Raw genomic sequence first — 22,014 nt, forward strand, 5'->3', positions numbered from 1 at the left:
AACGGCGATCACGGCGCGGTCATCGGGTGGCCGGTCCGTCAGTGCCGTGGAGTGACGGACCAGCCCCGTCAGGTCGTCATGTCCCTGCGCCGCAGACCGGCCAGTCCCGCCGCGACCAGAGCCGCCGCGAGAGCCGTGAGGATCAACACCGGGGGCCACTCCATGCCGCCGCCCGGAAGCTTCGGCAGATGACCGAAGGGCGACAGGTCCAGCACCGCCGGCGGCACGTCCAGCGCCGGACCGACCCAGCCGATCAGCAGCGCCGCGCCGGCCACCCCCCACGCCGCCGTCGCCGCCCGGGGCGCCACCCCGTACAGCAGGACCGCCAGCCCGCCGATCACCCACACCGCCGGAAGCTGCACCAGACACGCTCCCAGGATCGGGCCCGCCTGCTCGCCGTGGCCGAGGGCCAGGCCCACCCCGGCGAGCAGCATCAGCAGCACCGACCCGCCGAACGCCACCGCCAGATGCCCGGCGGCCCACCGCAGCCGTCCGACCGGTCCCGCGAGGACGGGTTCGGCCCGGCCCGAGGTCTCCTCGCCGTGCAGCCGCAGCACCGACGCCACGATGTACAGGGCGGCCACCAGCCCGAGCATGCCGACCATCGCCGCGAGGAACGCGTCCGTCAGCCCGGACTGTCCGCCCATCCGCTGGAAGATCTCCCGGGCGCTCTCGTTGGCGCCGACCAGATCGGCCGCGCCGTCCGCCATCCCGCCGTACACCAGCCCGGCGAGCAGGAACCCGGTGCTCCAGCCGAGTACACCGCCCCGCTGCAACCGCCAGGCCAGGGCTCCCGCACCGCCCAGCCGTCCGGCGGCCGGTCCGGGCCGGCTCGGCAGGAAGCTCATGCCGAGGTCCCGGCGCCCGGCGAGCGCGTACGCCACCGCGCCCTGGGCGAGCACCGCGCCCGCGAACAGCCCGAGCACCCACCACCGTTCACCGGCGAACGCCCGCAGGTTCTCCAGCCAGCCGATCGGCGACGCCCAGGTCAGCGGAGACGAGCCGTCGTCCGTCGCGGAGTCGCCCGCCGCCCGCAGCACGAACGCCGCCCCGAGCACCGCCGCCGTCAGCCCCCGCGCGAGCCGGGCGCTCTCCGTCAGCTGGGCCACGATCGCCGCCATCGTCGCGAACACCATGCCCACGCCCGCGATGCCGAGTCCGAACGCGAGCGCGCCCGCCGCGCCCTGCCCGGCCAGTCCGGCCGTCACCAGCAGCGCCAGCACCCCGTTGGCGACGGCCGCCGCGAGCAGCGCCGCCGTCAGAGAGGCCCTGCGCCCGACCGCCCCGGACGCCACCAGTTCCTGACGGCCGCTCTCCTCCTCGTCCCGGGTGTGCCGTACGACGACGAGCAGCCCGGTGACGGCGGCCAGCGCCCCCGCGTACACCCCGACCCGCCAGGCGGTCAGCGCGCCGAGGGAGTCGCCGAGGACCGGGCCGACCATCGCGCGCAGGGAGGAGTTGGTGGCCATCCGGCCGACCAGGTCGGCGCGCTCGGCGGGAGTGCCGTACAGCCCCTTGAGCGTGTTCGGCATGGACAGCACCATCAGCGCGTTCACCGCGACCCAGACCGGGATCATCACCCGGTCCCGGCGCAGCGCGAAGCGCAACAGGATCCCGGTGCCCGCGAGTTGGCGTGAGCTCGCGGGCCGTACGGCGAAGGTGGCGGCGCTCATCGGCCGGTCACCCCGCTCTCGGCGGCCTCGTCCTGGTAGTGCCGCAGGAACAGCTCCTCCAGCGTCGGCGGGGTGGACGCCAGCGACCGCACGCCCGACTCGCTCAGCGAACGCAGCACCGCGTCCAGCTTGTCGGTGTCCACCTGGAGCCGCACCCTGCGCCCCCGCACGTCGAGGTCGTGCACGCCGGGCAGCCCGGTGAGCCCGTTCGGCGGACCGGCGAGCTCGGCGCTCACGCTCGTCCGGGTCAGATGCCGCAGCTCGGCGAGCGAACCGCTCTCCACGGTGCGCCCCTTGCGGATGATGCTGACCCTGTCGCACAGCTCCTCCACCTCGCTGAGGATGTGCGAGGACAGCAGCACCGTCCGGCCGCGCTCCTTCTCCTCGGCGACACAGCGCCGGAAGACCGCTTCCATCAGGGGGTCCAGGCCGGACGTCGGCTCGTCCAGGATCAGCAGGTCGACGTCGGAGGCGAACGCGGCCACCAGGGCCACCTTCTGCCGGTTGCCCTTGGAGTAGGTGCGGCCCTTCTTCGTCGGGTCCAGCTCGAACCGCTCGATCAGCTCGGCGCGGCGGGCAGCGTCCAGGCCGCCCCGGAGCCTCCCGTACAGGTCGATGACCTCGCCCCCGGAGAGGTTGCGCCACAGCGTCACGTCACCGGGGACGTAGGCGATACGGCGGTGGATCTCCACGGCGTCGGTCCAGGGGTCGCTGCCGAGCACCCGCGCGGCGCCGGAGTCGGCGCGCAGCAGGCCGAGCAGGACGCGGATGGTGGTGGACTTCCCGGAGCCGTTGGGCCCGAGGAATCCGTGAACCTCGCCGGACCCGACGCTCAGGTCGAGCCCGTCCAGTGCGTGGGTCCGGCCGAAGGACTTGTGGAGTCCGGACACGGTGATGGCCTGGGTCATGCTTCGGAACGTACGCTCCTTTCAGAAATTTGTGAAGTTAAGGAAGCGTATAAAAGGCTGGCTAGACTGATCCATGGTGTGTGAGCAGGGGAGATGATCGGATCATGGCGGAACCGAGCGGGACGGCCCGGGACCCGGAGGCGGTCTCGCGGTTCGTGGAGCACTTCGCGGCCCAGCTGGTGGAGGCCGGGCTGCAGCGGATGCCCGCCCGGGTCTTCGCGGCCCTGCTCGCCTCCGACAAGGGGGTGCTGACCTCCGCCGAGCTGGGTGAACAGCTCAAGATCTCACCGGCCGCGGTCTCCGGTGCGGTGCGCTATCTGGCCCAGGTCCGCATGGTGTCGCGGGAACGGGAGCCCGGATCGCGCCGCGAGCGGTACCGGGTCCACGGCGACCAGTGGTACGAGGCGCTCACCAACCGCGAGGCCATCCTCAAGCGCTGGGAGGACGCCCTCCGGGAGGGCGTGACCAGCCTGGGCGCCGACACCCCGGCGGGCCGCCGGCTGGAGGAGACCCTGGCCTTCTTCGAGTTCGTCGACCAGGAGGTCGCGGCGATGATGGAACGCTGGCGGGCGCATCGGGAGCAGCGGTTCGGGCGCGGGTGAAGGGCGACCGGGGAGCGGGCACTCCCGCGTGACTGATCGGGTACTCAAGTGGTGACTGGTCCGCGTTGAGGGGAGGGCGCATGATGCGGCGAGAAGCCGCCGATTCCCGCGCCGTTCGACTGCCTGCCGGACACGGCCGGGTTCGAGGCCCCCTGACCCGGCGCGTCCGCTACCTCGCCGGCAGGACGAGGCCCCAGGCCGCCTCCCGCACCACCCACGTCCGCGTCCGCACCGGCCCCGAGACGACCGCGTCCGCCCGGTAGCGGAAGTGCGCGCCCGACACGGTCACCGTGCGGCCTTCGGCCGACAGCGGGGACGCCTCCGCGCCGACCGACGCCGGTCGTACCTCCACCCGGGCCGCCCCGGAGACACCGGGCACGACCGAGACGCCCTCCACCGGCTGCCCCAGGTCGACGAGCGTCTTCCCGTCGACCTCCACCCGCAGCCGTGCCGGTCCCGCCTCGGGCGCGGACACGATTCCGGACGGCCGCGCCGGCACCAGGGTCCGCACGAATGACCGGCACGTCCGCAGCCACGGATGCCCCGCCCCGTCGGCCGCCACCTCCCGCAACGGCGTCACGCCCCCGACCGGCGGGATCCGCAGGGTGCCGAGGACCACCCCGTCGCTGTCGTCCACCAGCAGGTCCATCCACCGCTCGGTCCCGTCCAGCACGGCCCGCGCCGCGGCCACCGCCCCCGTCGGCACCCCCAGCGACCGGGCGAGCGACAGCGCGGACCCCACCGGCACCAGCGACAGCGCGCAGTCGGCCAGTTCCCGCTGCCGGTGCAGCAGCCCCACCGCCCGCACCAGGGCCCGGTCGTCGCCGATCACCACCGGCCGTCGCGACCCGCGCCGCACCAGCGCCCGGGCGAACTCCTCGGGACCGTCCGGCAGGCACACCTTCGTACCCGCCGCACCGGCGCCGAGCACGTCTTTCGCGATGCGGACGGACTCGCCGTCCGTCCGACGGGCGACCGGATCGATGACCACCAGGAGCTGATCGGACGTCGCGGAAGTCGCCACCTCGGCCCTGCCTCGCTTCCTCGGGTAGCATCGGTGTGCAAGAGCCCCTTGCGCTATTGCGCCAGGGGCTTCGTCTATTCCGGGGCATCCGGTCCGACGGTTGGCGGCCAACGACGGTCGCGGTGCACGCGGCGGAGATCCTCCGTGTGCGCCCCTGACCTTGGACATGCCCCGCCCGGAAGGGGTGTACGCGCGTGCCCGCACTTGTGCTGCTCGGTGCTCAGTGGGGTGACGAAGGCAAGGGAAAGGCGACGGACCTGCTCGGTGGTTCCGTCGACTATGTGGTGCGCTACCAGGGCGGCAACAACGCCGGCCACACGGTAGTCGTGGGCGACCAGAAGTACGCCCTGCACCTGCTCCCTTCCGGAATCCTGTCTCCCGGCTGCACGCCGGTCATCGGCAACGGTGTCGTCGTCGACCCGTCGGTCCTGCTCTCCGAGCTGAGCGGTCTGAACGAGCGCGGCGTCGACACGTCCAAGCTCCTGATCAGCGGAAACGCTCACATCATCACGCCGTTCAACGTGACGGTGGACAAGGTGACCGAGCGCTTCCTCGGCAAGCGGAAGATCGGCACCACGGGCCGGGGCATCGGCCCGACCTACGCCGACAAGATCAACCGTGTCGGCATCCGCGTCCAGGACCTGTACGACGAGTCGATCCTGACCCAGAAGGTCGAAGCGGCGCTCGACGTCAAGAACCAGATGCTCACCAAGCTCTACAACCGGCGCGCGATCGCCGTGGAGCAGGTCGTCGAGGAGCTGCTCGGCTACGCGGACAAGCTCGCGCCGTACGTCTCCGACACGGTGCTGGTGCTGAACCAGGCGCTGGAGCAGGACAAGGTGGTCCTCTTCGAGGGCGGCCAGGGCACGCTGCTCGACATCGACCACGGCACGTACCCCTTCGTCACCTCGTCGAACCCGACCGCGGGCGGCGCCTGCACCGGTGCCGGCGTGGGCCCGACGAAGATCAGCCGCGTCATCGGCATCCTCAAGGCGTACACGACCCGCGTCGGCGCCGGCCCGTTCCCGACCGAGCTGTTCGACGAGGACGGCGAGGCGCTGCGCCGCATCGGCGGCGAGCGGGGTGTCACCACCGGTCGCGACCGCCGCTGCGGCTGGTTCGACGCGGTGATCGCCCGCTACGCCACCCGCGTCAACGGCCTGACCGACTTCTTCCTCACCAAGCTCGACGTCCTCACCGGGTGGGAGCAGATCCCGGTCTGCGTGGCGTACGAGATCGACGGCAAGCGCGTCGAGGAGCTGCCGTACTCGCAGACGGACTTCCACCACGCGAAGCCCGTCTACGAGATGCTGCCCGGCTGGTCCGAGGACATCTCGAAGGCGAAGTCGTTCTCCGACCTGCCGAAGAACGCCCAGAGCTACGTCAAGGCGCTGGAGGAGATGTCCGGCGCCCCGATCTCCGCGATCGGCGTGGGCCCGGGCCGCGACGAGACGATCGAGATCAACTCGTTCCTCTGAGTTCTCCCTCCGGGGAGCCAGAGATCAGATGGGACGGCCGGTGCGGTGACCTGGGCCGGCCGTCCCGCTCGGGGAGGATCCTCCCTGCACCCGTCATGAAAGAGGCGGGATGCTGCTGAGGTGACGGATATTCCGTGGCACCAGGCGTCGTACTCCGAGCAGGCGGCAAACTGCCTGCAGTCGGCGGCGGTGGACGGGGAGGCGCTGGCCGTCCCGCTCTGGAGTGAGCAGTGGCCGGGTCCGCGTGTGGGCCGCCAACTACCGTTGCCCGGACGCCGCGTACATCGACGCGCTTGCCGACGTGGCCCGGGAGCGCGGGCCGCGTTGGTGGGACGAGTACCGCATCGGACCGGTGCGGCTGGCTGCTCGTTGCGGCATCGCCGCTTCCACCGTCCACCGCATCCTCGTCCGGCACCACCTGCCCACTCCGGCAGTCTGCGACCGGGCCACCGGTGCACCTGTGCGACGCCACGAAAGCTCCCGGGCCGGCGAACTGGTCCACATCGACGTCAAGAAGCTCGGCCGTATCCCCGACGGCGGCGGCCACAGAGTCCTCGGCCGGGCGGCCGGCAGCCCGAACAGGGACCGCCGCAACGGCGCGGGATACGCCTACCTGCACACCGCCCTGGACGACCACACCCGCCTCGCCTACACCGAGGACCTCCGAGGAGAAGGCCGCCACCTGCGCGGCCTTCCTGCTACAAGCAACTGCCTGGTTCGCCCAGCAGGGCGTCATCGTTGAGCGGGTCCTGACCGACAACGCCTGGGCTCACACCAAGAACACCTGGCGTGACACCTGCCGCGAGCTGGGCATCAGCCCCCGGCTGGACGAGGCCCTGGCGGCCGCAGACAATCGGCAAGGTCGAACGCTTCCACCGCACCCTGCTCGAGGAGTGGGCCTACCAGCGGCCCTATACCTCAGACACCGAACGCCGGGCCGCGTTTCCCTACTGGCTGGACTGGTACAACTACCACCGACCCCACACCGGCATCGACGGCAAACCACCCGCCAGCCGCGTCACCAACCTGTCCCCGTGGCAACGATCAGTCGACTGTGACCACTTTCCCGGTGACCGCATCGACGAACACGTCTGAGTTCTTTGTTCCGACCATCCATACAGGAGTCCAGCTACCTTTCACCTGCTGTGCCAGAAGCACGGCGGCGCTTTCCTCTCCATGTGCATCGCGAACAATGGCGCGGGCCTCCTCCTCGGTTACTTCTGGTGCAGGCATTACCGGATCGGAGACGGGACGGTGGGTGAATCCCATGACTCTGCCGGCTCCTGTCACGCTGATGTCCAGGCGCATGGGCATCATCAGGCCGTCGCGATACCGCCGAAAGGTCAATTGGTACAGCGGTTCCTCGTCTCCGATGATGTCCAGGGACACGTCGCTTCCCTTGAGTGATGCGGGAAACCAGTGCTGCGCGAAGGCCTCGCCCTTTTTGCGGATTTCTTTTTGAGTCAGCCCACCGGGTTCCGAATGCATCTGGGAGGACCAGGCTTGCAGAAGCTGTTTGTTCGGCCAAGTTGCGATGAGGTGGCCCTTGTCGGTGGTGACCGTTACCTTGACCTGTGTGTCTGTGTACCGCTCTTCTTTTTGCTGCTGAATTTCGGAGCCCGGGAAAATCTCTTCGAGCACGTGGGCAATCCATGCGTCTGAGCCTTCCATCGCCTTCGCATGGCGCTCGGCGCGTTGCTGCGGTGCCACCGCGTCATCCGGTGTGATGCCGTAGGCAAAGGCCGCGGTGACAAGGGCTCCACCGGCGAGGGCAGTGCCGGCTGCCCAGAGGCTGTCCTTGAAGCGAGGGCGTCGCCACGCCAGGACGACACCCAGTAGGGCGCCCAAGGAGTTGGCGGCAAGATCCGTGACGCTGCACGAGCGGCCGAAGTCGCCTTCCGCCTGGATCAACTCCACGCCGGCCGAGGCCAGCCCAAGGAGGATCGCGATAGTGGCCGGCCGGTTGAAGGTCTTTGTCGCGCAGTATCCGAGAGGGGCGAAAAGCAGGACGTTGAGCCATGCGCTCACCGAGGTCAGGGCGGGCAGGAGTGAGCCGGTGTCACAGAAGCCGCTGACCCCTGCTCCCCCACCAGAGGGGAGCAGGGTGACCGCGATGGCGGCAGCGGTGAAGACTCCCAGTGACAGAGGCCAACCGGCTGGTTTTCCAGCCAGCCGCGCTGCGAGGAGCATGCCACCGCCGAGCAGCGTAGCCAGGAGGAGAAACCAGGGGATCAAGTCCGGGACGGCCTTGATGGATGCCTCGATCACCGTTGGATCTTTCTCGGTCGAATCAGCAGAAGTGCACGGTCGGGGTGTACCAGGGGCCCCCGTTGCTGGCCTTCATCTTGCCGGTGGCCTTGCAGTTATAGGCGTACTTTGCCTTGCTCTGACCGCCGAAGGAGTGGGAGACGGTCTGCCCGGCAGAGACCGACTTGTTGCCGCTGTACCAGGATCCCTCAACCGTCTCCTGGCCGAGCTGAACGGTTACCTTGCTGCCTCCAGTCTTCTTGTACTTGGTGGCGCCGTAGAAAAGGGTGGAGTTTCCGGTCACCTCGGAGCCGTCGAGGGCTTCGTAGTACAAAGTCCCGTTGCTCATCTCCGTTTCGGTGCTGGCAGCCCACGAGATCGAGATCAACTCGTTCCTGTAGGCCCCGCGGACCGAGTGGTGCGCGTCGCGTCCCGGTGACCCTCGTGGTCGCCGGGACGTTTCACGTACCGGGCGGGGGAGGCGCTCCCCATAACGGGCATATGCTGAGATTCGGTGCGTGCATCGACCGGAAGAAGGTGAGTGCGATGCGCGTGTTGCTCATGGCCACCCTGGACACGCAGAGGTCGAACGAGCTCATGAACGACGGGAAGATGCCCGAGGTGATGAAGGGCGTCTTCGACCGGCTCCAGCCGGAAGCCGCCTACTTCGGCCCGGTGCGGGGGCAGCGGACGGTCCTGCTGGTCTTCGACATGACGGACAGCTCGGAACTGCCCCCGGCCGGCGACCCGTTCTTCACCGAGATGAACGCCCGCGTCGAGGTGACCCCGATCATGAACGCGGAGGACCTGCAGAAGGGACTCTCGCAGCTGCGGTGACGCTCAGCTGAAAACGATCATCGACCCCTGCGCCAGACTCCGTGTCGCCGCCGCGTGCAGGCCCAGCCACACATGGCGTTCACGGGCGAAGGGGCTGGGATCGTACGGGGCCGGGACGGCCGGCTCCTCCAGATCCGTCGGGCCGTGCGGGGGCTCGGGCGCCGCCGGGGGGTTCGCCGGGTCGATGCCGAGGGACGGGGCGACCAGCTCCAGTTCCCGCAGCAGCGCGTGGGAGGAACCCAACGGGCCGCCGCCCGCGAGCAGTTCGTCGCTGGAGAGCGGCTGCGGGAAGTCGACGGGGACGTAGGCGCCCGCGTGGTCGTAGTGCCAGACGAGGTGCGACCGCTGCGCCGTGGTCTCGAACATCTCCAGCAACTGCTCGTAGTCGCCGCCCAGTTCGTCCACCGGCGTGACCGGCAGCCCGCACACCTGGAGTAGATACACGCGCCGCAGGAAGTGCAGCGCGTCGTAGTCGAACCCCGCGACCGGGGCCACCTCGCCGGACAGTCCCGGCATGTACTGGTACACCGGCACCGGTGGCAGCCCCGCGTCGGCGAGCACGGTGTTGTACTGCGCGAGTTCCTCGGCGAACGGATTGTCGGGCGTGTGGCACAACACGTCGACGAGCGGTACCAGCCACAGGTCACAGGCCAAAGAGGGCTCCTCACTCAGCACGGTCGTCGGGATGGTCGTCGTGGTCAGGGAAGCGTATCGGCGCCCGGCGGGGGCGACTCCCGTCGTGCAGGTCCCTTACCCATACCACCGGCCGTCAGCCCTTCGACGAGGGAGAGCGAGTGTGTGTTGTACGACTCGACGATCGCGCGGGCGGCATCGGCGTCACGACGCGACAACGCATCGACCAGATCGGTGTGTTCGGACCACAGCAGTCCCCGGAGATCGGGCAGCCGCCGCAGATGCTGCACCACACACACCCACGTCTGGACACGCAGCCGGTGCAGAAAGTCGGTGAGGTACGGGTTGCCGAACACGGACCCGAGTTCGCGCCAGAAGCGCAGGTCGTAGCCGATCAGCACGGTGACCTCCCCGGCGAGGGCCGCGCGCTGCGCCTCCTCGCCGCGTCTGCGCACCCCGGCGAGGGTGGCGGCGATCCGGGGCGTGTCCGGCTGGAGATGGGACATGTGGCCGACGGTCAGCGCGTGGAACATCCCGTCGGTCACCAGGCTGCGGGCCTCGATCATGCCGCGGAAGTCGTCGACGGAGTACTCGTGCACCCGGAAGCCCCGGTGCTGGTCGGCGTCGAGCAGCCCCTGCGCCGACAGGTCGACCAGCGCCTCCCGGACGGGGGTCGCGGACACCCCGTACTGGTCGGCGATCTCCTTGACGGTGAATTCCTGCCCCGGCTGGAGCCGCCCGGCCAGCACCTCGTCACGGAGCGCGTCGGCGATCTGCTGCCGCAGGGTGCTGCGGGTCACGGCGCCGTTGCCGCGGATGCCGGGCATGGTCGGGGCGTCTCCCTCGTCGCGTTCGAGTGACGTGCACACAAAGGTCCACGAGCACGCCACCTTACGCGGTCGGGTGGGTACGGGGCGTTCGGAAAGCGCGAGGGGAGACCCGCCTTGCGCCGTTCCGTCCCGGTCACGCCCTCGCCCCGGGCGGTTACCTCACGTAGCCGTCCGCTACCGAGAGAGCCGAGTCCAGCGCCGCCAGCCCTTCCTTCAGCTCCGCCTCGCTCGCATTGCACGGCGGCACCACATGGGTCCGGTTCATGTTCACGAAGGGCCAGACGCCGGCCTCCTTCGCGGCGGCGGCGAAGGCGGCCATCGGGGCGTTCGCCTCACCGGCCGCGTTGTACGGGACCAGCGGCTCCCGGGTCTCCCGGTCGCGCACCAGCTCCAGCGCCCAGAACATGCCGACGCCGCGGACCTCGCCCACGCAGGGGTGCCGCTCGGCCAGCTCCCGCAGTCCGGGCCCGACGACGGACGCGCCGAGCGTGGCCGCGTTCTCGACGACGCCCTCCTCCGCCATCACCCCGATCGTCGCGACGGCGGCGGCACAGGCCAGCGGATGTCCCGAGTACGTCAGCCCGCCCGGGTACGGCCGCTTCCCGAACGTCTCGGCGATCGCCCCGCAGACGGCGACACCGCCCAGCGGCACATATCCGGAGTTCACGCCCTTCGCGAAGGTCATCAGGTCCGGCACGACGTCGTACAGGCCGGCCGCGAACCACTCACCGGTCCGCCCGAACCCGGCCATGACCTCGTCCAGGACGAAGACGATCCCGTACTTGTCGCACAGCTCCCGCACGCCCGCGAGATAACCGGGCGGCGGCAGCATGATCCCGGCCGTCCCCGGGATGGTCTCCAGGACGATCGCGGCGACGGTCGACGGCCCCTCGAAGGCGATCGTCGTCTCCAGGTGTTCGAGGGCCCGCGCGCACTCCTGCTCCTCGGTCTCGGCGTAGAAGCGCGAGCGGTACAGGAACGGCGCCCAGAAGTGCACCACACCGGCCGTGCCGCTGTCGGAGGCCCAGCGGCGCGGGTCACCGGTGACGTTGATCGCCTGCTGGGTGCCGCCGTGGTAGGAGCGGTAGGCGGAGAGCACCTTGGGCCGCCCGGTGTGCAGCCGCGCCATGCGGAGGGCGTGCTCCACGGCGTCGGCGCCGCCGTTGGTGAAGAAGATCTTGTCCAGGTCCCCGGGGGTCCGCTCGGCGATCAGCCGCGCCGCCTCCGACCGCGCCTCGACGGCGAACGCGGGCGCGAACGTCGTCATCCGCGCCGCCTGCTCCTGGATCGCGGCGACGACCTTCGGGTGCTGGTAGCCGATGTTCGTGAAGACGAGCCCGCTGGTGAAGTCGAGGTAGCGCCGGCCGTCGTAGTCCCAGAAGTAGGACCCCTCCGCCCCGGCGACGGCGAGCGGGTCGATGAGCTCCTGCGCGGACCAGGAGTGGAACACATGCGCACGGTCGGTGGCCTTCACTGCGGCTCCGGCCTCGGGGTTCGGCTGAGGGGTCATGCGACCGAGGGTAGGTCTCGGCGGCGGCGCCGCGACATCGGCGGCCTGTCTGGGGTCGGGGACTTTCCGCGACAGGTTGTCGACAACCGCCGCACCGACCGGACCGAGCGATTGACAGGCTACTGTCGTCATGACAGGATGCTGTCATCCAGGACGAACCCATGAGGGAGCGGTCATGACCCGCAAGCCCGTCCACCTCGTTCTCTTCGACACATTCGCCGACTGGGAGACCGGTCACGCCACCGCGCATCTCGCGCTCGCCGGCTACGAGGTGCTCACCGTCACTCCGGCCGGGGAGCCCGTCACCAGCATCGGCGGGCTCCGTGTGCTGCCCCACCTCACGCTCGCGGACCTGCGGCCCGAGGACAGTTCGCTGCTGATCCTGCCCGGCGGCACCCGCTGGGACGAGGGCGACGACCTCGCACCCCTCGCCCGCACCGCCCGCGCGTTCCTCGACGCCGGTGTGCCCGTCGCCGCGATCTGCGGGGCCACGGCAGGGCTGGCCAGGGAGGGGCTGCTCGACGAGCGGGCGCACACCGGCGCCGCCGCCCCCTACCTCGCCCTGACCGGATACGCGGGCGGCGAGCGGTACGTCGAGGCCGACGCCGTCACCGACGGCGGTCTCGTCACCGCCGGGCCGACCGAGCCGGTCGCCTTCGCCCGCGAGATCCTCCGGCTGCTCGGCGTCCACGACGACAAGGTGACCGACGCGTGGTACCGGCTGTTCCACGACTCGGACCCGGAGGCGTACGTCACGTACGCGACGGCCCTGGCCGCCCGGTGAGCCGGGAGCGTCAGGATCTGCTCAGCCGGGGCGCGCTCGGTACCTTCCGGCTGAACGGCCAGTTCCTCGCGGTCGCCGAGGAACTGGCCCGGCCCGCCGGGATCACCGCCGCCCGGTGGCAGGTGCTCGGCGCGGTCCTCGGCGAGCCGCTGCCGGTCTCCGCGATCGCCAGGGCCATGGGCATCACCCGGCAGAGCGTGCAGCGCATCGCCGATCTGCTGGTGGAGCGCGGCCTCGCCGAGTACCGGCCCAACCCCGCCCACCGCCGCGCCAAACTCCTCGCCCCGACCGAGGAGGGCCGCGCCGCGATCAGCCGCATCGACCCCGGTCACGCGGCCTTCGCCGAGCGGCTGGCACAGGCGTACGAGGAGCAGTACGGGAAGGAGCGCGGGGAGGCCGAACTCGCCCGCGCGGTCCAGGCGCTGGAACGTCTGTCCGAGGTGCTCGACGCCCTCGGAGCGCCTGTTACGGAACCGTAGACAACGCCCAGCTCACCCGGCCCCGGCACCGCACTATCCTCGATCTGTTGCTCACTGCGGGGGGAAGGCGGCGCAGCGATGGAGAAGCTCGGGGCCGGGGATCCACAACTCATCGGTGCCTACCGGCTGCTCGCGCGGCTCGGTGCCGGCGGCATGGGGCAGGTCTACCTCGCCCGCTCCGACCGGGGACGTACCGTCGCCGTGAAGCTGGTCCGCGAGGAGCTGGCCCGGCAGGAGGAGTTCCGGGCGCGCTTCCGCCAGGAGGTGCGGGCGGCGCGGCAGGTCGGCGGCGCCTGGACGGCGCCGGTGCTGGACGCGGACACCGAGGCCCCCGTGCCCTGGGTCGCCACCGGATACGTCGCCGGGCCCAGCCTCCAGCAGGTGGTCGGGCACGACCACGGGGCCCTGCCCGAGCGGTCGGTGCGCATCCTCGCCGCCGGTCTGGCGCACGCGCTGAAGGACATCCACGCCGCCGGGATCATCCACCGGGACCTCAAGCCGTCCAACGTGCTCGTCACCATCGACGGGCCGCGTGTCATCGACTTCGGGATCGCGCGGGCGCTGGAGACGGTGACCGACGGCGGACTCACCCGCACCGGCGCGCTCGTCGGCTCGCCCGGTTTCATGGCGCCCGAGCAGGTGCGCGGCGACCGCATCACGCCCGCCTGCGACGTGTTCTGCCTCGGCTCGGTGCTCGCCTACGCCGCGACCGGCGCGCTCCCCTTCGGCACCGCCAACAGCGGTGTGCACGCCCTGATGTTCCGCATCGCCCAGGAGGAACCCGACCTGGAGCGCGTGCCCGAGGGCCTCGCCGACCTCGTACGGGACTGCCTGAAGAAGGACCCGGCGGTGCGGCCCACGCTCGACCAGGTGCTGGAGCGCACCGGCGCGGAGGACACCGTCGCCGCCGGCCGCTCCCGGGACCCCTGGCTGCCGGGCGCCCTGGTCGCACAGCTCGGCCGCCACGCGGTGCGGTTGCTCGACGCGGAGGACCCGCAGACACCGCAGCGGCCCACGCCCACCGCGGTATCACCGGCCCCCGTCGGCCCGGCGCCGGACGCGGCCCCCGGCCAACCGCCCGCCGCGCCGCCCGCCGCCACCCCCGAACACGCCCGGGCCGCCGACGACTCCGCCGTGCCGCCGCAGCCCTCGACACCTCCCGGAACGCCCGCCCCGCCCCCGCCGGGACAGCCGGGTGTGAACCATCTGCCCACCGTGGTCGTCGGCCGGCACACCCCCACCCCGCCCCCGGCTCCCGCTCCGGGCCCGTACGGACACCCCCAGCACCCCGCGTACGGCTACCCCTACAACGGCTACGGCTCCGGTGGGACCCCGCCGTACGGTCCGCCGCCGTTCGGGCCGAACCCGCCGTACGGACCGGCGCCCGAACCGCGCGGGGACAACCGTTCCAGCGTGCTGCTCGTGGTGATCGCGCTGGTCGTCGCGCTCGCCGCGGGCGGCACCGTGTACGCGCTAATGAGCGGCGGCGACGGCGGCAACCGCGCCGGAGGCGACCCCACCACGCCCCCGGCGCCCACCGCGCCGCAGAGCACCGGCCCCGCCACGCCCGACGCCGGGCAGCCGGCCGAGACACGGCAGCCGAGCACCTCCGCACCCGAGGACGGGACGATCCCGGCGGACTATCTGGGCAGTTGGTCCACCACCATCGACAACGCGAGCGGCGAGCACAGCCGCCGGCTGACCCTCCAGCAGGGCGAGATCGGCGACACGGTCATGTCCCTCGTCGCCGACGGGCCCACCGGGAACGGCACCTACCACTGCGTCTTCGAGGCCGAGCTCACCGCCGTCCCGGGTTCGGGGGCCCGCCTGGAGATCGGCCCGTCCTCCGTGAGGGTCGGACAGCCGCGCAGCGCCTGCACCCCGGGTTCCGCCAGCGACATCACCCTGCTGCCCGACGGCTCCCTGAAGCGCGTGAACTCCAGCAACGGCGAACAGCTCACGTACACGCGGGACTGACCGACGGGCGGGGCCGAGCCGGCGTTCGTCCACGGCCGTTGAACGTTCGGCGAACACCGGTGAACGTCGGTGAACGAGCGCGGGCGACGAGATCCGGCTGAGCGGCGACCCGAGCGACGGCGAGGGCCTCGCCACCCGTGCGAAGGGGCTGCACCGGCTGAACCCCGACGGTGAGCCCCCGTCCGTCGACGCCATCGGGCACGGGACGCGCTCCTGCCCGTACCGGGAGACGGGACGCGCTCCTGCCCGTACCGGGAGGTCGAGTACGCCTACACCTACGGGCGGCCCCCGGCGGACTCGCCGGCGGCGAGTCTCCTGACGTATCCCACGCGCGGCAACGGCCAGGACGTGATCCGCACCCACGGCCATCTGTGCCGGCCCCCAGGGGGGAAGGGAACTGTGCGCGCGGTCCACGCCGTGACGTGACGGTTCACCTCGGCTCCGGCGGGCGCTGCCGCGGCATGTTCGGGCGGGCCGGTCCCGGCGGCGCGGGAAACCGCCCGTGCGGCGCGGAGCCCTCGGGACGCCCCGCGCCCGCCATCGCCGTCTGCACGCCCAGCGGCGCGCCCCCGCTGCGGAACTCCACCATCCAGTCGGCCGTCTCGACCCGCACCAGCTCCGTCACGTCCTCCGAGAAGCGCCGCAGCACGGTCAGGCACCGCTCGGCCGCCTCGCTCGCCGTGCCCTCCGCCGGGCCCAGCACCTCGCGGACACACTCCGACGCCCAGTCGAACTGGAACGCCTGGAGCCGCCGCTGCACGGCCTGCGCGGTCGCCACGTCCCGCATCCAGCCGGACGTCATCCCGAAGAAGCGGTCCCCGGCCACACAGGCCATCCCGAGCAGCAGCGCCAGATACCCCCAGGGCGCGGCCCCGTCGGCCGCCCCGGTCACATCGAGCAGCGGCAGCGCGGCCCCGGTCAGCGCCCCCACGGCCGTCCCGGTCCGCAGCGCCCAGGCGCACCGGCGCTTCCACATCCGGTCCTCGAGGTACCAGGCGGCCGTGTCCAGCGCCCCGCGCTCGGCCCACCGGTACAGCTCGTCCAGCCGGGCCGCCGGCTCGCCCCAGTCCCCGAGCGGGAACTCCCGCCCGGCCGGATCGCCCGGCCGCAGCCCGGCCGCCTCCTCGCCCCGCCCGTCCTGAGGCCGACCCTCGGGCTGCATCTCCGGCTGACCCACCCGGTATCTCCCTACTGAACTGACCCCTGCCGACCCCGACCGATCCCCGCGTACTGTCCGTGTCCTGAGTGTGACGCCCGGTACTCGCGCGTCTGACCCTTCCTACCGCCCAATGGGTGGCGGCGTCGGGGGTTCGGACTCTTTTCCGCCCGGAAGGTGGCCTTGATCAGGTATAGGGCAACAACCGTGACTCACTCGAAAGAGTGCTGGGGCGACGGCTGCTCGGACCACGTAGGCTCATGCCGAACGGCAAAACCCGGACTGACGGACCCGATGGGCCGACGCAATGATCGACCAAGGAGCTGAATCGTGATCCCCGGTGGTGGCCAGCCCAACATGCAGCAGCTGCTCCAGCAGGCCCAGAAGATGCAGCAGGACCTGGCCAAGGCGCAGGAGGAACTGGCGCGTACGGAGGTCGACGGCCAGGCGGGCGGCGGTCTGGTGAGGGCCACCGTCACCGGATCCGGCGAACTGCGGGCCCTGAAGATCGACCCGAAGGCGGTGGACCCGGCGGACACCGAGACCCTCGCCGATCTGATCATCGCGGCGGTCCAGGCGGCCAACGAGAACGCCCAGAGCCTCCAGCAGCAGAAACTCGGCCCGCTCGCCCAGGGGCTGGGCGGCGGCGGCATCCCCGGTCTCCCCTTCTAAGACGGGCCGCGGGCCTTTACCGTACGTACTGAAGGAACACCAGGAAGGACGGCAGTCCGTTGTACGAAGGCGTGGTTCAGGACCTCATCGACGAGCTGGGGCGGCTGCCCGGCGTCGGTCCCAAGAGCGCGCAGCGGATCGCCTTCCACATCCTTCAGGCGGAACCGACGGACGTACGCCGGCTCGCGCACGCGCTCATGGAGGTCAAGGCGAAGGTCCGGTTCTGCGCGACCTGTGGCAACGTCGCGCAGGAGGAACAGTGCTCCATCTGCCGTGACGCCCGCCGCGACCCCGCGGTCATCTGTGTCGTGGAGGAGCCCAAGGACGTCGTGGCCATCGAGCGCACCCGGGAGTTCCGGGGCCGCTACCACGTCCTCGGCGGCGCCATCAGCCCCATCGACGGGGTGGGCCCCGACGACCTGCGCATACGGGAACTCCTGGCCCGGCTCGCCGACGGCACGGTGACGGAGCTGATCCTGGCCACGGACCCGAATCTGGAAGGCGAGGCCACGGCGACGTACCTCGCCCGCATGATCAAGCCCATGGGCCTCAAGGTCACCCGCCTGGCCAGCGGCCTCCCGGTGGGCGGCGACCTGGAATACGCGGACGAGGTGACCCTCGGCCGCGCCTTCGAGGGGAGACGACTCCTAGATGTCTGACGCCACGCTGCACGCGACCCACATGGACCCGGACGACTTCGCGGTCCAGATCGCGGATCAGATCGAGAGCTTCCTGGTCGCCGTCACGGAGGTCGCCAAGGGCGACGAGCCGGACTCGGCGGTCCCCTTCCTCCTGCTGGAGGTCTCCCAGCTCCTGCTGGCCGGCGGGCGGCTCGGCGCGCACGAGGACATCGTCCCCGACGAGCGCTACGAGCCCGACCCGGGCCCGGAGGCCGATGTGGACCAACTCCGGGAGAACCTCGCCCGGTTGCTGGAGCCGATCGACGTCTACTCCGAGGTCTTCGACCCGTACGAGCCCCGCAAGGCGCCCGTTCCGGCCCGTATCTCCGACGACCTGACCGACGTCATCACCGACCTCCGTCACGGCATGGTCCACTACCGCGCCGGCCGCACCTCGGAGGCCCTGTGGTGGTGGCAGTTCTCCTACTTCTCCAACTGGGGCTCCACGGCCTCGGCGAGCCTGCGCGCCCTGCAGTCGGTCGTGGCGCACGTGCGGCTGAACCAGCCCCTGGCCGAACTGGACGGCCTCGACACCGACCAGGGCATGGGCGACGACACCCTGGAATTCGAGGCGGGCAAGGTCATGGCCGAGGAGATCGGCGGGCCGCTGGGGATGCGCCCGGTCCAGTAGGCACCGGTTCGGGCGACGGCGGCCGGCCGCCGAGGCCCGGAGCGAAGGGCTGGACCATGCGCCCGCCGGGCGAGTCCGTCACGGACTCCGGCGGGGAGCATGGTCCAGCACGAGGCCGTTCCCCGCGGGTGAGGCGCCGCGGGGACGGCCGCCGCCGGTTCAGGCGTAGTGGTTGACGCTGACCGGCCACGTGCCGGTGTACGGCGTCCAGCCCTGGAGGGTGGCGGGAACGCCCACCCGCGTGTTGCAGTCGATCACCTGGAAGTGCAGGTGCGGCCCGCTCGACGCGCCCGTGCTGCCCGACCAGCCGACGACCCGGCCCTGCGGGACCCAGGTGCCGGGGTTGTAGAGCGCCCGGTTCAGGTGCGCGTAGTGGGTGCACCTGCCGTTCGAGTGACGGATGATCACCTCGATGCCGTTCTGCCAGTACGGGGACCAGCCGGAGGCGATGATCGTGCCCCCCTGCGAGGCGGAGACCTCGTAGTTCGCGGGAAGCCCGAAGTCCCAGGCGTACTCGTTGTACGGGCCGGTGTGGGAGTAGGTGCCCTCCGGGCCCTGCGTGACCAGGTAGGACTCGCCGGCCGGGTAGGGGAGCTCGTAGTAGTAGTCCGCGGCCGAGGCCGGGGAGGCGCCGGACAGCATGATCCCCGCGGACGCCAGCATCGTGAGCGCCACCGCGGCGAGCCGACGGCGGACCCTTGTCGTTCTCGTCACCACGCATCCCTTCGGAAGAAACGTCTGGAAGAACGTCTGAGGGCTCCATATTCATGTACACGTCAGTAAACGGAACGCGTGCTGCCGCAATAGGTACGCGAGGGTTGGCGGACCGGTCGCGGCGCCCGCGTCGATGCGCGGGCGGTGAGAACTGTGACGCGGGTCGCTTTCCCGAGTGGCCGGCGTCCGGTTGGGCATGAGCCCCTGCGCGAGCGGCCGGACATCTCACCATGCGATATCACGGAGGGGATTTTCGGACGCTCGTTAGACTGAGCCGACCGCAGCGGACACATGTGTGTGCGGACTGTGGAAAACGACGGACTGAGCGAGGAGCGCACGTGGGCCTTGTCGTGCAGAAGTACGGAGGCTCCTCCGTAGCCGATGCCGAGGGCATCAAGCGCGTCGCCAAGCGGATCGTGGAAGCCAAGAAGAACGGCCACCAGGTGGTCGCCGTGGTTTCCGCGATGGGCGACACGACGGACGAGCTGATCGATCTCGCCGAGCAGGTTTCCCCGATCCCTGCCGGGCGCGAGCTCGACATGCTGCTGACCGCCGGAGAGCGGATCTCCATGGCCCTGCTGGCCATGGCGATCAAAAACCTGGGGCACAACGCCCAGAGCTTCACCGGCAGCCAGGCAGGTGTCATCACCGACTCGGTCCACAACAAAGCCCGCATCATCGATGTCACGCCGGGCCGGATCAAGGCCTCGGTGGACGAGGGCAACATCGCCATCGTCGCCGGCTTCCAGGGCGTCAGCCAGGACACCAAGGACATCACCACGCTCGGCCGCGGCGGCTCCGACACCACCGCCGTCGCCCTCGCCGCCGCGCTCGACGCCGAGGTGTGCGAGATCTACACGGACGTCGACGGTGTGTTCACCGCCGACCCGCGCGTGGTGAAGAAGGCCCGGAAGATCGACTGGATCGCGTTCGAGGACATGCTCGAACTGGCGGCCTCCGGGTCCAAGGTGCTGCTCCACCGCTGCGTGGAGTACGCCCGCCGGTACGACATCCCGATCCACGTCCGCTCGTCCTTCAGCGGACTGCAGGGCACGTGGGTCAGCAGCGAGCCGGTCGTCCGAAAGACACAGCAGCAAGGGGACAAGCAGGTGGAGCAGGCTCTCATCTCCGGCGTCGCACACGACACCTCCGAGGCCAAGGTCACGGTCGTCGGTGTGCCGGACAAGCCCGGCGAGGCCGCCGCGATCTTCCGCACGATCGCCGATGCCGAGATCAACATCGACATGGTCGTGCAGAACGTGTCCGCCGCCTCCACGGGCCTGACGGACATCTCCTTCACCCTGCCGAAGACCGAGGGCCGCAAGGCCATCGACGCGCTGGAGAAGAACAAGGGCGCCATCGGCTTCGACTCCCTGCGCTACGACGACCAGATCGGCAAGATCTCCCTGGTCGGCGCCGGTATGAAGACCAACCCGGGCGTCACCGCCGACTTCTTCACGGCGCTCAGCGACGCCGGCGTGAACATCGAGCTGATCTCGACCTCCGAGATCCGCATCTCGGTCGTCACCCGCAAGGACGACGTGCCGGAGGCCGTGCGCGCCGTGCACTCCGCCTTCGGGCTGGACTCCGACAGCGACGAGGCCGTGGTCTACGGAGGCACCGGCCGCTGATGGCCGGAACCGCACGGCCCACAGGGGCCGGACGGCCGACGCTCGCGGTCGTGGGCGCGACCGGTGCCGTCGGCACGGTCATGCTCCAGATCCTGTCCCATCGGGCGGACGTCTGGGGCGAGATCCGGCTGATCGCCTCCCCGCGCTCGGCAGGCCGCAAGCTGGCCGTGCGCGGTGAGGAGGTCGAGGTCGTCGCGCTCACCGAGGAGGCCTTCGACGGGGTCGACGTCGCGATGTTCGACGTGCCCGACGAGGTCGCCGAGCGGTGGGCGCCCGTCGCCGCCGCGCGGGGCGCGGTGGTGGTCGACAACTCCGGCGCGTTCCGCATGGACCCGGACGTGCCGCTGGTCGTCCCGGAGGTCAACCCGCACGCCGTACGCAGGCGTCCGCGCGGAATCGTCGCCAACCCGAACTGCACCACCCTGTCGATGATCGTCGCCCTGGGCGCGCTGCACGCCGAGTTCGGCCTGCGCGAGCTGGTCGTCTCCTCGTACCAGGCGGTCAGCGGCGCCGGACACGCGGGCGTGCGCACCCTGCGCGAGCAGCTGTCCCTGGTCGCCGGCACGGAGCTGGGGACCACCCCCGGTGACGTACGGCGGGCGGTGGGGGACAACACCGGGCCGTTCCCGGAGCCGGTCGCGCTGAACGTCGTACCGTGGGCCGGATCGCTGCGGGAGGACGGCTGGTCCTCGGAGGAGATGAAGGTCCGGGACGAGTCCCGCAAGATCCTGGGCCTGCCCACGCTGCCCGTGGCGGTCACCTGCGTACGCGTCCCGGTGGTCACCACGCACTCGCTCACCGTGCACGCCCGCTTCGAGGGCGAGGTCACCGTCGACAGGGCCCGCGAGATCCTCGCCACCGCGCCCGGTGTCGTCCTGTTCGACAACCCGGCCGCGGGGGAGTTCCCCACCCCCGCCGATGTCGTCGGCACCGATCCGACCTGGGTCGGGCGGGTGCGGCGGGCCCTGGACGATCCCACGGCGCTGGAACTCTTCGTGTGCGGGGACAACCTGCGCAAGGGGGCGGCGCTCAACACCGCGCAGATCGCCGAACTGGTGGCGGTCGAACAGTGAAAAGTTCTGGATCACAGAGGATTCGTTTGTAGGATCTATGTAAGTCGTGAAAGCCGAGTTCTCGGTCCGGGGCCCTTGAAGGGGGCTGTCCGGCGGCCGAGGATGGCACAGAGATCTGCACGAGGATTTATCTCCCCGCCCTCCGCAACCAAGCGGAGGGCGGGGAGCGTCTTTGCGGTCACCCTTTCCGGGGCGTGGGGACGCTGTCTTTCAGACGTGGGGACGTCTGGAACCGGGCGTGGGGACGCCTGTTCATATGGGACACAGGGAAGAGCGGGACGCATGAGGGCAATGGATGTGCTGTCGGTGGTGCCGCCCGACGCGGACGCGCGTCCGGTGGCACCGGCCGCCGCAAAAGAGACGCCCGGCACGTACAACCCTTACGGGGGGAAGCGTGTCCAACTGACGTGGCTGAGGTACTCGACTTCACAGCGCCGCGTGGCACGGCCCTTCGGCCGCCCCGCCAGGCCCTCCG

Annotated in this window: 21 protein-coding genes and 2 pseudogenes; 13 read left to right on the top strand and 10 right to left on the bottom strand. The window is 70.8% G+C overall.

Annotated features, from left to right (window positions below; translation table 11 throughout):
- Window positions 1-68 precede the first annotated feature (68 nt).
- On the bottom strand, window positions 69-1,673 hold the full coding sequence (locus IE178_RS13620) for an ABC transporter permease (protein ID WP_193512435.1): 1,605 nt from the start codon (window positions 1,671-1,673) through the stop codon (window positions 69-71).
- Entirely contained in the window at window positions 1,670-2,581 is a 912-nt protein-coding gene (locus IE178_RS13625) for an ABC transporter ATP-binding protein (protein WP_193512436.1), read from the bottom strand. The genes IE178_RS13620 and IE178_RS13625 overlap by 4 nt, the downstream gene beginning before the upstream one ends.
- A gap of 104 nt (window positions 2,582-2,685) precedes the next feature.
- On the opposite strand from IE178_RS13625, the gene IE178_RS13630 reads away from it, so the two are divergent.
- Entirely contained in the window at window positions 2,686-3,183 is a 498-nt protein-coding gene (locus IE178_RS13630; RefSeq protein WP_193512437.1) for a GbsR/MarR family transcriptional regulator, read from the top strand.
- A gap of 169 nt (window positions 3,184-3,352) precedes the next feature.
- Here IE178_RS13630 and IE178_RS13635 read toward each other — a convergent pair whose 3' ends face one another.
- A complete protein-coding gene (locus IE178_RS13635; protein WP_318280024.1) occupies window positions 3,353-4,207 on the bottom strand; it encodes a diacylglycerol kinase family protein in 855 nt (284 codons plus the stop codon).
- A gap of 194 nt (window positions 4,208-4,401) precedes the next feature.
- Here IE178_RS13635 and IE178_RS13640 point away from each other — a divergent pair, with 194 nt between their 5' ends.
- Together IE178_RS13640 and IE178_RS36935 are read left to right on the top strand one after the other, a co-directional pair.
- Entirely contained in the window at window positions 4,402-5,685 is a 1,284-nt protein-coding gene (locus IE178_RS13640) for an adenylosuccinate synthase (RefSeq protein ID WP_184764922.1), read from the top strand.
- Window positions 5,686-6,016: 331 nt separating this feature from the next.
- Window positions 6,017-6,780: pseudogene (locus IE178_RS36935) on the top strand (IS481 family transposase); the annotation flags it as partial.
- Here IE178_RS36935 and IE178_RS13655 read toward each other — a convergent pair.
- Both IE178_RS13655 and IE178_RS13660 read right to left on the bottom strand, forming a co-directional pair.
- Window positions 6,730-7,953: a VanZ family protein gene (locus tag IE178_RS13655; RefSeq protein WP_193512439.1), complete on the bottom strand. Its 1,224-nt coding sequence runs from the start codon at window positions 7,951-7,953 to the stop codon at window positions 6,730-6,732. The pseudogene IE178_RS36935 and the gene IE178_RS13655 sit on opposite strands and share 51 nt — an antisense overlap.
- Window positions 7,954-7,975: 22 nt before the next feature.
- Window positions 7,976-8,281, bottom strand: coding sequence for a hypothetical protein (locus tag IE178_RS13660; RefSeq protein ID WP_193512440.1), 306 nt, complete (start codon window positions 8,279-8,281; stop codon window positions 7,976-7,978).
- Between the two features lie 197 nt (window positions 8,282-8,478).
- Between IE178_RS13660 and IE178_RS13665 the strand changes: the two genes are divergently transcribed.
- Window positions 8,479-8,769: a hypothetical protein gene (locus tag IE178_RS13665; RefSeq protein ID WP_184764923.1), complete on the top strand. Its 291-nt coding sequence runs from the start codon at window positions 8,479-8,481 to the stop codon at window positions 8,767-8,769.
- A 3-nt stretch (window positions 8,770-8,772) separates the two neighbouring features.
- Here IE178_RS13665 and IE178_RS13670 read toward each other — a convergent pair whose 3' ends face one another.
- The 3 genes from IE178_RS13670 to IE178_RS13680 all read right to left on the bottom strand — a co-directional run bounded on the left by IE178_RS13670 (window position 8,773) and on the right by IE178_RS13680 (window position 11,742).
- A complete protein-coding gene (locus IE178_RS13670) occupies window positions 8,773-9,423 on the bottom strand; it encodes a putative DNA-mimic protein (protein WP_184764924.1) in 651 nt (216 codons plus the stop codon).
- Window positions 9,424-9,467: 44 nt separating this feature from the next.
- A complete protein-coding gene (locus tag IE178_RS13675) occupies window positions 9,468-10,229 on the bottom strand; it encodes a GntR family transcriptional regulator (RefSeq protein ID WP_184764925.1) in 762 nt (253 codons plus the stop codon).
- Between the two features lie 157 nt (window positions 10,230-10,386).
- Window positions 10,387-11,742 (bottom strand): aspartate aminotransferase family protein, encoded by a 1,356-nt coding sequence (locus IE178_RS13680; RefSeq protein WP_193512441.1) that lies wholly within the window; start codon window positions 11,740-11,742, stop codon window positions 10,387-10,389.
- A gap of 175 nt (window positions 11,743-11,917) precedes the next feature.
- Between IE178_RS13680 and IE178_RS13685 the strand changes: the two genes are divergently transcribed.
- From IE178_RS13685 to IE178_RS35915, 4 genes and pseudogenes are all read left to right on the top strand, one after another.
- On the top strand, window positions 11,918-12,526 hold the full coding sequence (locus tag IE178_RS13685) for a type 1 glutamine amidotransferase family protein (protein ID WP_193512442.1): 609 nt from the start codon (window positions 11,918-11,920) through the stop codon (window positions 12,524-12,526).
- Window positions 12,523-13,005: a MarR family winged helix-turn-helix transcriptional regulator gene (locus tag IE178_RS13690; protein ID WP_184764928.1), complete on the top strand. Its 483-nt coding sequence runs from the start codon at window positions 12,523-12,525 to the stop codon at window positions 13,003-13,005. The genes IE178_RS13685 and IE178_RS13690 overlap by 4 nt, the downstream gene beginning before the upstream one ends.
- Before the next feature lie 78 nt (window positions 13,006-13,083).
- Window positions 13,084-14,982 (top strand): serine/threonine-protein kinase, encoded by a 1,899-nt coding sequence (locus IE178_RS13695; RefSeq protein ID WP_193512443.1) that lies wholly within the window; start codon window positions 13,084-13,086, stop codon window positions 14,980-14,982.
- 127 nt (window positions 14,983-15,109) lie between these two features.
- A pseudogene (locus tag IE178_RS35915) lies at window positions 15,110-15,408 on the top strand (hypothetical protein); the annotation flags it as partial.
- 4 nt (window positions 15,409-15,412) lie between these two features.
- Here the strand turns inward: IE178_RS35915 and IE178_RS13700 are convergent.
- Window positions 15,413-16,159 (bottom strand): SLATT domain-containing protein, encoded by a 747-nt coding sequence (locus tag IE178_RS13700; protein WP_184764930.1) that lies wholly within the window; start codon window positions 16,157-16,159, stop codon window positions 15,413-15,415.
- A 309-nt stretch (window positions 16,160-16,468) separates the two neighbouring features.
- On the opposite strand from IE178_RS13700, the gene IE178_RS13705 reads away from it, so the two are divergent.
- The 3 genes from IE178_RS13705 to IE178_RS13715 are packed head-to-tail and all read left to right on the top strand — an operon-like array spanning window position 16,469 to window position 18,121.
- Entirely contained in the window at window positions 16,469-16,810 is a 342-nt protein-coding gene (locus IE178_RS13705) for a YbaB/EbfC family nucleoid-associated protein (protein ID WP_184764931.1), read from the top strand.
- 59 nt (window positions 16,811-16,869) lie between these two features.
- Entirely contained in the window at window positions 16,870-17,469 is a 600-nt protein-coding gene (gene recR / locus IE178_RS13710; protein ID WP_184764932.1) for a recombination mediator RecR, read from the top strand.
- Window positions 17,462-18,121 carry a DUF5063 domain-containing protein gene (locus tag IE178_RS13715; RefSeq protein WP_184764933.1) on the top strand — a complete coding sequence of 220 codons (660 nt, stop codon included), beginning with the start codon at window positions 17,462-17,464 and terminating at the stop codon, window positions 18,119-18,121. Before recR ends, IE178_RS13715 begins: the two co-directional genes overlap by 8 nt.
- Window positions 18,122-18,280: 159 nt before the next feature.
- Here the strand turns inward: IE178_RS13715 and IE178_RS13720 are convergent, their stop codons facing one another.
- Window positions 18,281-18,835 carry a M23 family metallopeptidase gene (locus IE178_RS13720; RefSeq protein WP_318280026.1) on the bottom strand — a complete coding sequence of 185 codons (555 nt, stop codon included), beginning with the start codon at window positions 18,833-18,835 and terminating at the stop codon, window positions 18,281-18,283.
- Window positions 18,836-19,173: 338 nt separating this feature from the next.
- On the opposite strand from IE178_RS13720, the gene IE178_RS13725 reads away from it, so the two are divergent.
- Window positions 19,174-20,466: an aspartate kinase gene (locus tag IE178_RS13725; RefSeq protein ID WP_184764934.1), complete on the top strand. Its 1,293-nt coding sequence runs from the start codon at window positions 19,174-19,176 to the stop codon at window positions 20,464-20,466.
- Window positions 20,466-21,539, top strand: a complete 1,074-nt coding sequence (locus IE178_RS13730) for an aspartate-semialdehyde dehydrogenase (protein WP_193512444.1) — start codon at window positions 20,466-20,468, stop codon at window positions 21,537-21,539. Before IE178_RS13725 ends, IE178_RS13730 begins: the two co-directional genes overlap by 1 nt.
- Window positions 21,540-22,014: the final 475 nt, after the last annotated feature.

The sequence above is a fragment of the Streptomyces griseoloalbus genome (genome assembly GCA_014650015.1).
Classification (GTDB): Bacteria; Actinomycetota; Actinomycetes; order Streptomycetales; family Streptomycetaceae; genus Streptomyces; species Streptomyces griseoloalbus.